We start from the raw sequence: 14090 nt of genomic DNA on the forward strand, positions 1-14090 counted from the left end.
GGTGTGAGGCGTCGCTCGAACGCAGAAGCGAACCGGAAGCGCAGCGGACGCGAAACCGGATCTCTGTTCGCTGCGTCTTCCCAGGCCGAAGGGGTTGTCGACCCGGGGGGACACCGTATGAACATCCGTCGACCGCGGCTGCCGCGCACCCGTGCGGGACGGCGGCGGCTGGTGCAGGCCGTGATGGCGGGATGTGTGCTGGCGCTGCTGCCGTCCACCTGGATGTGGGTGACGACGGCGGACCGGCTCGGTACGACGGCGGACGCGCCGCGCACCGAGGTCGCCGTCGTGTTCGGCGCGGGCCTGTGGGACGGCGAGCCGTCGCCGTATCTCGCGCACCGGCTGGACGCGGCGGCCACGCTGTACCGGGAGGGCCGGATCAAGGTCGTGCTCGTGACAGGCGACAACAGCCGGGAGGACTACGACGAGCCCGACGCGATGCGCGCCTACCTGACGAAGCACGGGGTGCCCGACGCTCGGATCGTCAGCGACTACGCCGGTTTCGACACCTGGGACTCCTGCGTCCGTGCCAAGAAGATCTTCGGCGTCGACCGGGCCGTGCTGATCAGCCAGGGGTTCCACATCCGGCGGGCCGTCGCGCTGTGCGAGGCGGCGGGGGTGGACTCGTACGGTGTCGGCGTCGCCGCGAAACACGACGTCACCTGGTACTACGGGGGCGCCCGGGAGGTCTTCGCGGCCGGCAAGGCGGCCCTGGACGCGGTGTTCGAGCCGGACCCCCGGTTCCTCGGGCCCAAGGAGCAGGGCGTGACGAGGGCGCTGGCCGGCGGCCGGTAGCGGGGGCGGAGGCGGCCGGGTCCGGCGGGGCGTGGCGTGGCGGGCCCACACGGCAGACGCCGCACGACAGACGCCGCACGCCAGGCGCCGCACGCCAGGCGCCTCACGGCGGGCCGGGGTCGGCCGGGAGGGCACCACCACACCGCCGTAACAGGAGACCGCACGGGGTGTAACACGGCCGACGCACGCTGAGGCGTATGCGGACCACCTCGACACCCACCCACTGCCCGTACTGCGCCCTGCAGTGCGGGATGGCCCTGTCGCCCCTGCCCACGGGGGGTGTCGAGGTGGTCGAGCGCGCGGACTTCCCGGTGAACCGGGGCGCGCTGTGCGGCAAGGGCCGTACGGCGGCGGAGGTGCTCTCGTCCCGGGTGCGGCTGACCTCCCCGTTGGTGCGGTCCGGCGACGCGCTCGTGCCGGCCACCTGGGACGAGGCGCTCGACCGGATCGCCGGGGAGCTGGCGCGCGTGCGGGACGGGCACGGGGCCGACGCGCTCGGGGTGTTCGGCGGGGGCGGGCTGACGAACGAGAAGGCGTACGCGCTCGGCAAGTTCGCACGGGTCGTGCTCGGCACCTCGCAGATCGACTACAACGGGCGGTTCTGCATGTCGTCCGCGGCGGCGGCCGGCATCAAGGCGTTCGGCCTCGACCGGGGGCTGCCGTTCCCGCTGGAGGACATCCCCAAGACGGGGTGCGTGATCCTCGTCGGGTCGAACCTCGCCGAGACCATGCCGCCCTCGCTGCGGTTCTTCAACGAACTGCGGGAGAACGGCGGCACGTTGATCGTGATCGACCCGCGCCGCACGAAGACCGCGGAACAGGCCGACCTGCATCTCGCACCCCGGCCCGGGACGGATCTCGCCCTCGCCCTCGGCCTGTTGCACCTGATCGTCGCCGAGGGGCGCGTCGACGAGGAGTTCGTGCGGGAGCGGACCGTCGGCTGGGAGGACGCGCGGGCCGCGGCCATGGCGCACTGGCCGGAGTACGTGGAGCGGATCACGGGGGTGTCCGTTCCACAACTCCGGGAGACAGTGCGGCTGTTCTGCGAGCCCGAGACCGCGATGGTGCTCACCGCGCGCGGACCCGAGCAGCAGTCCAAGGGAACCGACACGGTCGGCGCGTGGATCAACCTGTGCCTGGCGACGGGCCGGGCGGGACGCCCGCTCAGCGGCTACGGCTGCCTCACCGGCCAGGGCAACGGGCAGGGCGGGCGCGAACACGGCCAGAAGGCCGACCAGCTGCCCGGCTACCGCAAGCTGGACGACCCGGCGGCGCGGGCGCACGTGGCCGAGGTGTGGGGCGTCGACCCCGACTCGCTGCCCGGCCCGGGACGCAGCGCCTACGAGCTGCTGGACGCGCTGGGCACGGACATCCGCTCGCTGCTGCTGATGGGGTCGAACCCGGTGGTGTCCGCGCCGCGGGCGGCCCATGTCGAGGAACGTCTGAAGTCCCTTGATTTCCTTGCCGTCTGTGACGTCGTCCTGTCGGAGACGGCGGCCCTCGCGGACGTCGTCCTGCCGGTCACCCAGTGGGCGGAGGAGACGGGGACGACGACCAACCTGGAGGGGCGGGTGCTGCTGCGCCGGCAGGCGATCACCGCCCCGGCGGGCGTGCGCAGCGACCTGGAGGTGCTGCACGAGCTGGCGGCCCGGCTGGGCGTCGAGAAGGGCTTCCCGACCGAGCCCGAGGAGGTCTTCGAGGAGCTCCGGCGAGCCAGCGCGGGCGGCATCGCGGACTACTCCGGAATCAGCTACGCACGGCTGTCCGAGGGCACAGGCGAGGGCATGTTCTGGCCCTGCCCGGCCGAGGAGGAGACGGACGCGGGGGGCGCGAGGGACGTGGCGAACGCGGGGGCCGCTGGGGCTGTGGCGGACGCTGGGAACGCGGGGGCCGTGGGGAACGCGGGGGCCGCTGGGGCTGTGGGGGCTGTGGCGGACGCTGGGAACGCGGGGGCCGTGGGGAACGCGGGGGCCGCTGGGGCTGTGGGGGCTGTGGGGGCCGCTGGGGCTGTGGGGGCTGTGGCGGACGCTGGGGCCGTGGGGGACGCGGGGGCCGTGGGGAACACGAGGGACGCTGGGGACACGAGGGACGGGGGGCGGGTCGGGCGGGGGCCGGGCGGCATGCCGCGGCTCTTTCTCGAGCGGTTCGCCACGCCGGACGGGCGGGCCCGGTTCGTGCCGGTCACGCACCGGCCGGCCGCCGAGGAAACGGACGACGACTACCCCGTGCTGCTCACCACCGGACGGGTCGTGTCGCAGTACCAGTCCGGCGCGCAGACCCGGCGCGTGGACGAGCTGAACGCCGCCGCGCCCGGCCCGTTCGTCGAGCTGCACCCCCGCCTCGCGGCGCGGCTCGGGGCGGCCGAGGGCGACCCGGTGGCGGTCGTGTCCCGGCGCGGGCGGGCCGTCGCGCCCGCCCGCATCACCACCGGAATCCGCCCGGACACCGTCTTCATGCCGTTCCACTGGCCGGGCGAGGGCCGCGCCAACACCCTCACCAACCCGGCCCTCGACCCGACCTCCCGCATGCCGGAGTTCAAGGTGTGCGCGGTCCGGGTGGAGAAGGCGGCGGCTCTCTAGACTAGGACGCCTCGCGGGGCAGGCGCAGGGCCAGGCCGTCCAGGACGACCTCCAGGCCGTAGGTGAACTTGCCCTCGCGCAGCGCCACCGGGTCCGTCGCCGCGGCGGCGCTCGCGGCGTAGTCGTCGGCGAGGTGGTCGTAGGGGGCGGCGGCCTGCTGGGCGGCGGGCATCAGGCGGGCGATGAAGTCGACCTCGGTCTCGCCGGAGCGGGCGACCGTGGTGAGCCAGGCAGCCTCGGTGGTGCTGACGCCGATGACGTAGCTGAGCAGCGGCTCGATCGCGCGGCCCGGCTCCTCGAAGCCGGCCGCCGTGAACAGGGCGGCCAGGCTCTCGGAGAAGGCCATCAGGTTGGGGCCGAGGTAGGCGAGGCCGGCCTGACCGAGGACCGAGGACAGCCAGGGGTGCCGTAGCGCCGTCGCACGGAAGGAGGCCGCGGCCTCGGTGACGGCGGCGCGCCAGTCGGGGCCGTCGGCGGGCGGGACGTGGATCTCGGCGGCGACCTCGTCCACGGCCAGCTCCATCAGCTCGTCCTTGGTGGCGACGTGCCGGTAGAGGGAGGTCGCGCCGGCGTTCAGGCGGGCGCCGAGCTTGCGCATGCTCAGCGCCTCGATGCCGTCGGCGTCCAGCATCGCGACCGCCTCGCGGACGATCGCGTCCTGGCTGAGCGCGGGCTGGTCGGGCTCGCGCTTCTGCCGGGTCCATACGGACGGGACAGGCTGCGGGTTCTTCGTCTTGGCGGCCACGGCTCCACTCCAGGTGCTCGGTCAGTCGGTCAAGGGGCTCAACGGGTCAACGGGTCAACGGGTCAACGGGTCAACGGGTCAACGGGTCAACGGTGTGGCGTACGTCGTGCGCTTCCAGCGTACAGAGTTAACCGCTTGCGCACATCGTTCCGGAATGCGTACAGTGTTCGCAACGGACGGAACACCGTACGCAGCCGCTGAAGTCATCGAAAGGACCGGACTTCCCATGCCGGATACCCGCAACCCACGCCGTTGGTGGATCCTCGTCGTGCTGTGCCTGAGCACTCTGGTCCTGACGATCGACAGCATGGCGCTGACCGTCGCGGTGCCCTCGATGACCGAGGACCTCGGCGCGAGCGCCCAGGACACGCAGTGGATCCTCGACTCCTACATCCTGGTCTTCGCCGGCCTGCTGCTGACCTCCGGAAGCCTCGGCGACCGCTTCGGCCGCCGGAAGGTGATGCTGATAGGCCTGCTGCTCTTCGGGGCGGCCTCACTGGCCGCGACGATCTGCACGAATCCCGGTGAGGTGATCGCCGTCCGCACCGCGATGGGCGTCGGCGGCGCGCTGATCATGCCGTCCACCCTCTCGATCCTCATCACCGTCTTCGACGAGGAGGAGCGCGGCAAGGCGATGGCGGCCTGGGGATCGGTGTCGATGCTGGGCCTGGTCGGCAGCCCCGTGCTCGGCGGTGTCCTGATCGACCACTTCTCCTGGCACTCGATCTTCTTCATCAACGTCCCGGTCGTCGCGCTGGCCGTCGTCGCCGCCGTGGTCCTGATGCCGGAGTCGAAGGCGCCCTGGCAGAAGCCGGACCCGCTGGGCGCGGTGCTCTCCGCGGTCGGCATGACCGCCCTGGTGTGGTGGATCATCGAGCTCCCGCAGCACGGCGCCTTCGGCGGCCGCTCGACCGTCAGCCTCGTGGTCGCCGTCGTCGGTCTGGCCGGCTTCGTGATCTGGGAGAACGTCACCTCCGCCCCGATGGTCCCGCTGGTCCTCTTCAAGCACCGCAACTTCAGCGGCGGTTCGCTCTCGCTGGCCCTGGTGCAGATCGGCAACGGCGGTCTGCTGCTGGTCCTCACCCAGTACCTGCAGTTCGTCCTCGGCTACTCCCCCGTCAAGGCGGGCCTCGCCTTCCTGCCCCTGGCCGTCGCCGCGCTGATCGGCAACGGCATGGGCGCCAAGTTCGCCGCACAGTACGGCAACCGCTACGTGATCCTGTCCGGCATGCTCGTGATGGTCGCCTGCTTCGCCCTGCTGACGACGGTCGACGCCGACTCCGGCTTCACCGTCCCGGCGATCGCCCTCGGGCTGCTCGGCCTCGGCGCGGGTCTGGCGATGCCGGCCGCGGTGGGCGCGCTGATGGGCACCATCCCCGCGGACAAGGCGGGCGTCGGCTCGGCCCTGAACGACACGATCCAGCAGGCCGGCACGGCTCTCGGCATCGCGATCCTCGGCTCCCTCCTCACCAGCGGCTACGCCGCCGAGATGCCGGCCGACGCCCCCGAGGCGGCCCGGCAGTCCATCGGCGGGGCGCTGGCGGTGGCCGGCGGGGACCAGAGCCTGGTCCGGGCGGCCCGCGAGGCCTTCACCGCCTCGATGACGACGACCTTCACGGTCAGCGCGATCGGTGTGCTGGCGGCGGCGGTCCTGGCCACCCTGGTGATGCGGGACCGCAAGCCGGAACAGCCGACGGCCTCGATCGACACGTCGGTGGAGGAGCAGGAGCTGGTCGCCTGACCGGCTGGACGCCCGTACCGAGAAGGCCGGCACCCTACGGGGGCGCCGGCCTTCGGCACGGCCGTCAGCCGATGGTCGTCAGCCTGCGGCCGTCAGCCCGCGGTCGTCAGCCGGCTGCCGTCCAGCCCGGGATCGCGGGCAGCACCTTCTGCGCCACGCGCAGCAGTGCCGCGTCGTCCGGACGCACGCTGTCCTGACGCCAGATGGCGAGTTCGTAGGAGCCGCCGCCGTCCTTGGTGTCCGGGGCGACGACCAGGGTGCGGGCGATGCCGCCGGGAGCGGTGTCGGACTTGCCGCCGCCCAGGTTGAACTGGATGGCGATCGTCTGGCCCGAGTAGAGCACCGCGGGGTGACCCAGGATCGTCTTCTTCTCCGCCTCGTTCAGCAGCTCCTCCGTCCCGCCGACCGGGAAGTCGTCGTAGGACCGCGAGAGCTGCACGGTGTAGGTGTCCAGCTGGACGGTCCCCTCGGGGGTCGGGGTCTGCGAGCCGCCCACCTCGACCGTGCCGTCACTGCCGTAGGCGGTCCGCGCGTGCTCGCGCGGGGTGCCGAGGAGCGTCGGCAGGTCCGCGCGGTTCAGCGCCGTGCACAACTGGGTCCCCGAGACGCGGTGCGCCGCCTTCGCGGCCCGGTCGGCCTTCTTGTCCTTGTCGTCGGCGGTGCAGGTCGCCGGCTCGTCGGCGGCCTTGGCATCGTTCTTCTGGATCACGAACAGCCCGCCCCCGAGCGCCCCGACCACGACCAGCGCCGCGATGGCCTGAGCCCATGCGTTCGGGCCCTTCTCGGGCGCGGAAACTTCCTCGACCATGTCCCCCATGTCCCCTATTACCCCCGGTACCCCCTGCTCGCGCCGGATGCGCGCTGGGGGAGCGTAGCGGGTGATCCAGCCACGCGGAAGGGAGTTGTTTCGGGGCGCAGCCGCCCCGCGCCGTGTGTACGCTCCGCTCCCTGGAGGCGCGCCGTGGCAGTCCTCGGCCGGTAGGCGCGGCGACCGCGCGGGTTCCGGGAGCGGATCGCCTCAGGACTTGAGTTCGGCGTCGGTGTAGTAGCCGCCCGCGACCAGGACGTACTCGTAGTTGCTCTTGTCGACGGTCGTCGGCTGGAGCAGGTAGGACGGCACGGTCTTGACGCCGTTGTTGTAGGCCCTTCTGTTGTTGATCTTCGGCGTCTTGCCGGTGAGGATGTCGTCGGCCATCTCCGCGGCGACCCCGGCGAGCAGGCGGAGGTCCTTGTAGACGGTCTGCGACTGCTCACCCGCGATGATCGACTTCACCGAGGCCAGTTCGGCGTCCTGCCCGGTGATGATCGGCAGGGGCTTGTTTCCGGAACCGTAGCCGTCCTCCTTCAGCGCGTTCAGGACGCCGATGGAGATGCCGTCGTACGGCGACAGGACCGCGTCGACCGTCTTGTTGCCGTACGACGCGGAGAGGATGCCCTCCATGCGCTTCTTCGCGGTGGGGCCGTCCCAGCGCAGGGTGGTGACCTGCTTGAGCGCGGTCTGGCCGGACCGGATGACCAACTGCTTGCCGTCCAGGTACGGCTGGAGAAGGTGCATCGCGCCGTCGAAGAAGTACTTGGTGTTGTTGTCGTCCGGGGAGCCGGCGAACAGTTCGATGTTGAACGGGCCCTTGCCCTTCTCCAGGCCGAGCTTGTCGATGATGTAGCGGGCCTGGAACCGGCCGACCTGCTCGTTGTCGAAGGACACGTAATAGTCGACGTTCGGGGTGCCGAGGATGAGCCGGTCGTAGGAGATCACCGGGATCTTGGCGTCGGCGGCCTGCTGGAGCACGCCGTTCAGCGATTTGTTGTCGATGGCCGCGATGATCAGTGCGTCGACGCCCTCCTTGATCAGGCTCGCGATCTGTGAGACCTGGGTTTTCGGGTCGTCCTGGCCGTAGACCAGCTTGGCCTGGTATCCGTCGCCCTTCAGGTCGTTGACCATGCTCTTGCCGTCGGTGAGCCAGCGCTCGGAGGCCTCGGTCGGCATGGCGATGCCGATGGTGCCGCCGGCCTTCTTGGAGCTGCCCGTGGTGCTCTCGCCGCACGCGGACAGGGTGAGGGCCAAGGAGGCGGCGCCGGCGATCGTGGCGAGCGCGGCTCTTCGGTTGCGCATGGTGATCGTTCCTCGTTCTTCTCGTCGTTGAGAGTGACGGCGTACCCGCGGACCGGACTCACGTGGAACGGCGCGCCGCGGCGGATCCGCCCACGGTCGCCGACGCCGTCGGGGACTGGGTGTGCACGTTCGGGAACGGGGAACAGGCAGCGGGTCGCGCTGGGACGACTGCGGGTCGGAACACCTGTGCATACGTCAGGCCGCACCATGGCGTTCCTGTCGCGTATGTACCGATTCCGGTGGTGCGCAGAGCGCTTGCCTTTCAGCCGTTCGAAATACCGTCACATGGTCGCAAGTTTGGCGCGAGATTAGGAGGGGGCGTGCAGAGTGTCAACTGTCCGAACAGAAACGGTTCCAGAAAGTACTGAAACCGCGGCGGCGACGACACGGCGGCCGCCCCGGTCCCGAGGACCGAGGCGGCCGCGTCACGTGCCCAGGAGCCTGCCCAGGAGCGCCCAGGAGCGTGCCCAGGAGCAGGTCGTCAGCGAGGTCAGTTCACGTTGACCGCGCTCCAGGCCGCCGCCACCGCGTTGTACTCGGTGCTGCCGTTGCCGTAGAGGTCCTTCGCCGCGTTCAGGGTCGCCGTCCTCGCGCCCGCGTAGTTCGTCGAGGACGTCATGTAGACCGTCAACGCGCGGTACCAGATCGCGCCGAGCTTGTCGCGGCCGATGCCCGTCACCGTGGAGCCGTTGTACGTCGGGGAGTTGTACGTCACGCCGTTGATCGTCTTCGCGCCGCTGCCCTCGGCCAGCAGGTAGGCGAAGTGGTTGGCGACGCCCGAGGAGTAGTGGACGTCGAGGTTGCCGACCGAACTGCTCCAGTAGTCGGCGGAGTTGCCGTCCTTGCTCGGCTTGTCCATGTAGCGCAGGGCGTCCCGGCCGAAGCCGGAGCGGACGATCTTCTCGCCGATGAGGTAGTCGCCGACGTCGGAGGAGTTCCCCGCGTAGAACTCCACGAGCGATCCGAAGATGTCGGACGTGGCCTCGTTCAGGCCGCCCGACTCGCCCGAGTAGGTCAGCGCGGCCGTCTTGGACGTCACGCCGTGGGACATCTCGTGGCCGGCCACGTCCAGGGCGACCAGCGGGCCGAGCTGGGCGCCGTCGCCGTCGCCGTAGGTCATGCAGAAGCAGCTGTCGTCCCAGAACGCGTTGTTGTAGGCGTTGCCGTAGTGGACGCGGTTGTAGGAGCCCTTGCCGTCGTTGCCGATGCCGTTGCGGCCGTGCACGTTCTTGTAGTAGTCCCAGGTCACGTCGGTGCCGTACTGGGCGTCGACGGCGGCCGTGGAGCGGTCGGCGCTCGCGCCCGTGCCCCAGTGGTTGTCCGCGTCCGTGAACAGGGTCGCGGGGGCGCGGCTGATGCAGATGCCGAAGATGCACAGGTCGGTCTTGTTGGCCGCGTCACCGGTGTAGGTGTTGCCGCGCGTCGGGTCCTTGAGCTGGTACGTCGAGCCCGAGAGGGTCGTCTCCAGCGGGACCGTGCCGCCGTACAGGGACTTGCCGTCGCCCGTCGCCGTCTCGATGGTGTCCCAGGCGTCGATCTGCGCGCCGGTGCGGGCATCGGTGAGCACCGCGCGGGCGACCGGGTTGCCGAGCGAGTCCAGGGCGACGACGTTCGTCCGCCAGGCCAGCTTCGGGGCGCCGTGCAGGGCGTCGACGACCAGCTGGGGCTTGGCCTTCACCTGCTTGAGCGGCTGGCCCAGGTTGGCCGCGCGCAGGGCGTTGACGGCCACGTCGGCGGCCTTGGGCGCCGACAGCTTAGGCGTGATGCTCGCCAGCGAGATCGCCGCCCGCGTCGCCCGGTTCGCGCTGCGGTAGCTGCCGTCGGGGGCCAGGTGGACGACGAAGTCCCCGCCCAGGACGGGGAGTCGGCGGTAGGTGCGGTCGTAGCGGACGTGCTGGACGCCGTCCTCGTCGACGACCACGTCACGGACGGAGGCGCCCTGCACGGAGGTGAGGCCCAGGGCCGCAGCGTGGTCGGCGAGGGCCGCCGCCGCGTTGTCCAGGGCGGTGGCCCGGGTCGGTCTGTCGGCCGCGTCGGCGACCGGGGAGAGTACGGCGGCCAGGAGCGTGGCCGTGGTGGCGGCGATGCCGGCGGTGGCGAGACGGGAACCTCGGACGTGCTGCCGTATCCGACTCATCAGTGTCTTCGGTCTCCTCGGGAAGGCGCCGTGGGGGCGCGTGTGGGGGTGGCGCTGACGTCGTCCTGGCATTTAAGGGGCCCTGACATGTCATGTCCATAGCGCCTACGCGGAAGACCGGTGTGGGGGCGGTGAGGGGAGAGAATCGTTTCTGTGACCGCCCCTGAACTCCCCTTCTTCGTCTACGGCACCCTCCGCCCCGGCGAGGTCAACCACGACGCCCTCCTGCGCGGCCGCACCCTGCGCGAGGAGCCGGCCCGGCTGAGCGGCGCGGTGCTGTACGACGGGCCCGGCTACCGTTCCTAGGGACTGAGCGGGAGTGAGTCCTGTTGCCAGGTCTCGTGCTCGGCCGAACGCCCCGGACGGTGTTGGGCGTTCTGGTTGCCCGCGTTCGCTCCGCGTCCGGGCGGCACGGATCGTGTCCGTGGTCCGGGGATGCGGGGGCGGGTTCCCTCACGCCCGGGAACACCTGGTCCGGCCTGGACGGTCCGATGCCCCACCGCATCACTCCGGTGCTGTGGGGGCGGTGCCGTCCGTCGCCGGATCGGGTGTCGCTGGGCGCGCCTTCCGATCGCCACGGCGGCAGCATCGTGGCGGGTGGTCTTCCTGGTCGTGGTGGTGAGGGGTTTCTGCCAGTGCTGGGCGCCCCACCGGCTGGTGTACGCCGGGTCGACGGCGATGACCGCGATGCCTGCCTGGTCGGCCATCGAGGACAGTCGGGCGCGGAGTTTCCCGGTGGGCATGCCGGAGATCAGCTGCCGGAAGCGTTTGCGGCGGCCGTGTTTCTCGCGGGTCTTCTCGGCGGCGAAGTCCAGGTCCTCCACCGCGATCGCCTTCACACCGCACGTGCGGGCCCAGTGCAGGAGGCGGGTGAGGGCGTGGCGGACCTGGGCGTCACGGTGCTCAGCGGCGCCGGTCAGGTCGTAGAAGAAGCGGCGCGGGCTGCCGGTCGGGTTGCCGTGGGCGTCCAGGCGCCAGGCGGCGAGGTGGTCGGCGTTCATGTCGACGCCGATCACGCCGTGGGCGAGCGCGGCCTCGACGGGGAGGGTGGGGGTGGGCGGGATCTGCCAGGCGGCGGTCAGGTACCAGCGGTTGCGGCCGGTGTCGTAGTGGATGCGGTAGGCGATCGCCCGGTCGGCCGCGACGCGGTCCGCCCATTCGGCGCCCCGGTGCGCGAACGCGACCCGGCAGGCCAGGACGTACCGGCCGTGCGGGGCGTTGGCCAGACGAGCAAGCGGGGCGGGCAGCTTGACGCTCACCTCGCCCTCGGGGCTGACGCGGATCGTCTCGTTGCCGTAGCGCTTGCCGGACTCCCCGTCCGCCTGGCAGAACCAGCGCTGCGCCTCCCACCGCCCGCGCCACGCAGACGTGGTGAGCTGAGCCGCCTCCAAGTGGTGGCGGGTGCGGGCCAGCCGTTTGCCGCCCCGCACGACGTGCACGAGTCCGGCCTCCCGGTCGGCCCGCGCGGCGGCCAGCCGGTCCTGCAGCACCCGCAGCCGCCGGGACTTGGCATGCCACTCCCGCCGCGACCGGTACCCCCCGGGCGCCTTCTTGGTTCCCTTCTGCCCGACCGGCAGGGACAGCCGGTCTTCGAGGGTGCGGATGCCGGCTTCCAGAGTCTGGATGTGCGCCGACTGGCCACGTCGGGCCAGCGCCCACTGCTCGTGCGAGGCCTTGGTGATACTGCCCGCCCACCGTGACGACGACAGCGGCGTCAGCTCCCGCTTGCGCACCGCCCACGCCTGACCGGAATGGTCCAGGCCGTCCCGGCAGCGCGCCTTGAGATCCTTCGAGGCCAGCGACCCCAGATGCGCTCCCACCAGCCGCAGCGCCTTCTCATCGCCGGGTGTCAACTGCTTGAGGCGGGTCCGCACGGCCACGCCACTGGGGCCGAACGCGACGAACGGCACGGCGATGCTCCTCAGTTCACCCACCCCGTCACCCCCGCCCGGCCCCACCCGAAGATCCCGTCGCCATGGGAAACGAGCCCCGCCCATGAAGGTCACGCATTCGATGAGAGAACGCCAGTACCCCGCTGAAACCGACACCACCGCCCAGGCACGTGACACACAGACCAGCAGCACTCACTCCCGCTCACCAAAACGCTCTTGAACCCACTCCAGCGGCAGCAGCTCCAAACCCCTACGCGGTCGAACAGCCGGGCGCTGCGGGCGCGTCCGTCGTCGGGGAGCTCGTGACGGCCCTCCCGGCGGTGTACGCACGGCTGCTCGCCGAGCTCGACCGGCTGGAGGAATACCGGCCGGGCGACCCGCGCAACCTCTACGAGCGCGTCGCGCGGGCGGTGCTCCGCGAGGACGGCTCGGCTCCCGTGCGCGCCTGGGTGTACGTCGCCGCGCCCGCCGTCGCCGCCCGACTGCGGGCCCAGCAGAACCCGGTCGAGGGCGGGGACTGGCTCGCGCCACGGTGACCCACTCGCGCGGCGGTGGCCGGTCACCCGTTCACACCCGCTGCGGAAGCTTTTCCTCACCTTGCCGCCAGTACGGCGATGACCTGCTGAAACGCAGGCAACGGCAGCCGTGCGCCATCGAATCTGACACCCATTCATCCCATTCCTGACGCGACATCAGCAAGCGCGCACGCGCCAGTGCGACTTACCTCGGAAGGGCACAGCACGTCGAAGACGCTCGAAGACGCTCGAAGACCTCGAAGGCCTCGACATCTCGACATCTCGAACAGCTCGTGAGGAGCACCGATGCGACGCACCACCCGGCTGCTGACCGGCACCGCGCTCGCCGTCACCGCCGCGGCCGGGTTCGCCGGACCCGCCCACGCGGCCGGTACGCGGGCCGGAAACCTGGAGGTGTACCCCTCCACCGCGGTGCCGGGCGGGCAGGTGTCGGTGAACACGGCGGCGTGCGGGAACGGCCGGGCGGCGGCGGGCGACGCCGGCGCGGTGGGCGCCGGTCGCTTCACCCTCGCGCCCAGCTCGCACGAGGCCGAGGCCACGGGTCAGTTCCAGGTGCCGCCGAGCGCGCAGCCGGGGACGTACGAGATCGTCGCGGAGTGCGGCGGGGACGGACGGCGGATCACCGGGGACCTGGTGGTCACGCTGGCCTCGGACCGGCAGCAGGTGGCTCCGCACGGAAGTGTGAAGACGGGGGTCGGCGGCGCACTGGGCCCCGACCCCGTACAGACCGCGGCCGGTGTGGCGGCTCTCGCCGTCGCCGCCGCGGGCGGTACCTGGCTCCTGCATCGCCGGGCGAGAGGCGACGGGTTCTGACGGACACCCTCCGCTGTCCGTCAGCCGGTACCGCATGTCCCCTCCCCCTCCGGGTCCGACGCCCCTCGCGGCCCGGAGGGGGGCACGGGGCGTCATCGAGAGGAGTTCCACGATGCGCCGCGAAGTCGGCAACACCGCGATAGCGGCCGTGACCGCAGTCGCCCTCTGCTCCGGCGCCTGGCTGCTGCACAGCGGCGCCGAGACGCATCCCCCGCCGCAGCCGTCCGCGGCCCAGGCCCGCTCGGGGAGCACGGACGTACGCTCCGTCCCGGCCCTGCCGCCGTCGCCGCCCGTCCGCATCCGCATCCCCGCGATCAGGGTGAACGCCCCCCTGATGGGCCTGGGCCTGACGGCCGGCGGCAGCCTGGACGTGCCGCCCCCCGGGAGGAAGAACCTCGCCGGCTGGTACGAGGCCGGCGCCACGCCCGGAGAGACCGGCACCGCGATCGTGGCCGGCCACGTCGACAACGCCGACGGCCCCGCCGTCTTCTACGACCTCGGCGCGGTGCGCAAGGGCAGCACCGTGGAGGTGGACCGGCGCGACGGCAGCGCAGCCCTGTTCACCGTCGACGCCGTCGAGGTGTACGAGGCCAGCCGCTTCCCCGACGACAAGGTGTACGGCGCGGCCGACCGGCCCGAGCTACGGGTGATCACCTGCGGGGGCGGCTACTCGAAGTCGACCGGCTACCAGGGGAACGTGGTCGTGTTCGCACACCTCACCGGGAACCGCTGAGCACAG

11 protein-coding genes and 1 pseudogene are annotated in these 14090 nt (G+C 71.6%); 7 read left to right on the forward strand and 5 right to left on the reverse strand.

Translation table 11 applies throughout. The features are described from left to right. Positions 1-117 precede the first annotated feature (117 nt). Both ACIBAF_RS03190 and ACIBAF_RS03195 read left to right on the forward strand, forming a co-directional pair. Positions 118-795, forward strand: coding sequence for a vancomycin high temperature exclusion protein (locus ACIBAF_RS03190; protein ID WP_399461378.1), 678 nt, complete (start codon positions 118-120; stop codon positions 793-795). 197 nt (positions 796-992) lie between these two features. Further along, the gene (locus tag ACIBAF_RS03195; RefSeq protein ID WP_399461379.1) at positions 993-3374 is read left to right on the forward strand and encodes a molybdopterin oxidoreductase family protein; all 2382 of its coding nucleotides are present in this window, start codon (positions 993-995) and stop codon (positions 3372-3374) included. Between the two features lies 1 nt (position 3375). Here ACIBAF_RS03195 and ACIBAF_RS03200 read toward each other — a convergent pair whose 3' ends face one another. Beyond that, positions 3376-4119: a TetR/AcrR family transcriptional regulator gene (locus ACIBAF_RS03200; protein ID WP_399461380.1), complete on the reverse strand. Its 744-nt coding sequence runs from the start codon at positions 4117-4119 to the stop codon at positions 3376-3378. Positions 4120-4345: 226 nt separating this feature from the next. Here ACIBAF_RS03200 and ACIBAF_RS03205 point away from each other — a divergent pair, with 226 nt between their 5' ends. Beyond that, a complete protein-coding gene (locus ACIBAF_RS03205; protein WP_399461381.1) occupies positions 4346-5860 on the forward strand; it encodes an MFS transporter in 1515 nt (504 codons plus the stop codon). A gap of 106 nt (positions 5861-5966) precedes the next feature. Here the strand turns inward: ACIBAF_RS03205 and ACIBAF_RS03210 are convergent, their stop codons facing one another. The 3 genes from ACIBAF_RS03210 to ACIBAF_RS03220 form a co-directional block, all read right to left on the reverse strand. After that, positions 5967-6668: a DUF6215 domain-containing protein gene (locus ACIBAF_RS03210; protein WP_399461382.1), complete on the reverse strand. Its 702-nt coding sequence runs from the start codon at positions 6666-6668 to the stop codon at positions 5967-5969. A gap of 210 nt (positions 6669-6878) precedes the next feature. Further along, positions 6879-7973: a multiple monosaccharide ABC transporter substrate-binding protein gene (gene chvE / locus ACIBAF_RS03215; RefSeq protein ID WP_399461383.1), complete on the reverse strand. Its 1095-nt coding sequence runs from the start codon at positions 7971-7973 to the stop codon at positions 6879-6881. Positions 7974-8463: 490 nt separating this feature from the next. Continuing rightward, the gene (locus ACIBAF_RS03220) at positions 8464-10110 is read right to left on the reverse strand and encodes a M4 family metallopeptidase (RefSeq protein WP_399461384.1); all 1647 of its coding nucleotides are present in this window, start codon (positions 10108-10110) and stop codon (positions 8464-8466) included. A gap of 153 nt (positions 10111-10263) precedes the next feature. Here ACIBAF_RS03220 and ACIBAF_RS03225 point away from each other — a divergent pair. Continuing rightward, positions 10264-10407, forward strand: a pseudogene (locus tag ACIBAF_RS03225) (gamma-glutamylcyclotransferase family protein); the annotation flags it as partial. A gap of 5 nt (positions 10408-10412) precedes the next feature. Here ACIBAF_RS03225 and ACIBAF_RS03230 read toward each other — a convergent pair. Further along, positions 10413-12020 carry an IS200/IS605 family accessory protein TnpB-related protein gene (locus ACIBAF_RS03230; RefSeq protein WP_399461385.1) on the reverse strand — a complete coding sequence of 536 codons (1608 nt, stop codon included), beginning with the start codon at positions 12018-12020 and terminating at the stop codon, positions 10413-10415. A gap of 125 nt (positions 12021-12145) precedes the next feature. Between ACIBAF_RS03230 and ACIBAF_RS03235 the strand changes: the two genes are divergently transcribed. From ACIBAF_RS03235 to ACIBAF_RS03245, 3 genes are all read left to right on the forward strand, one after another. Then, positions 12146-12538: a gamma-glutamylcyclotransferase gene (locus tag ACIBAF_RS03235; RefSeq protein WP_399461603.1), complete on the forward strand. Its 393-nt coding sequence runs from the start codon at positions 12146-12148 to the stop codon at positions 12536-12538. 285 nt (positions 12539-12823) lie between these two features. Next, positions 12824-13351 carry a hypothetical protein gene (locus ACIBAF_RS03240; RefSeq protein WP_399461386.1) on the forward strand — a complete coding sequence of 176 codons (528 nt, stop codon included), beginning with the start codon at positions 12824-12826 and terminating at the stop codon, positions 13349-13351. Between the two features lie 112 nt (positions 13352-13463). Beyond that, positions 13464-14084, forward strand: a complete 621-nt coding sequence (locus ACIBAF_RS03245; RefSeq protein WP_399461387.1) for a class F sortase — start codon at positions 13464-13466, stop codon at positions 14082-14084. The last annotated feature ends 6 nt before the right edge of the window (positions 14085-14090 follow it).

Origin of the sequence: Streptomyces sp. NPDC051677 (assembly GCF_044453465.1) — a bacterium.
Classification (GTDB): domain Bacteria; phylum Actinomycetota; class Actinomycetes; order Streptomycetales; family Streptomycetaceae; genus Streptomyces.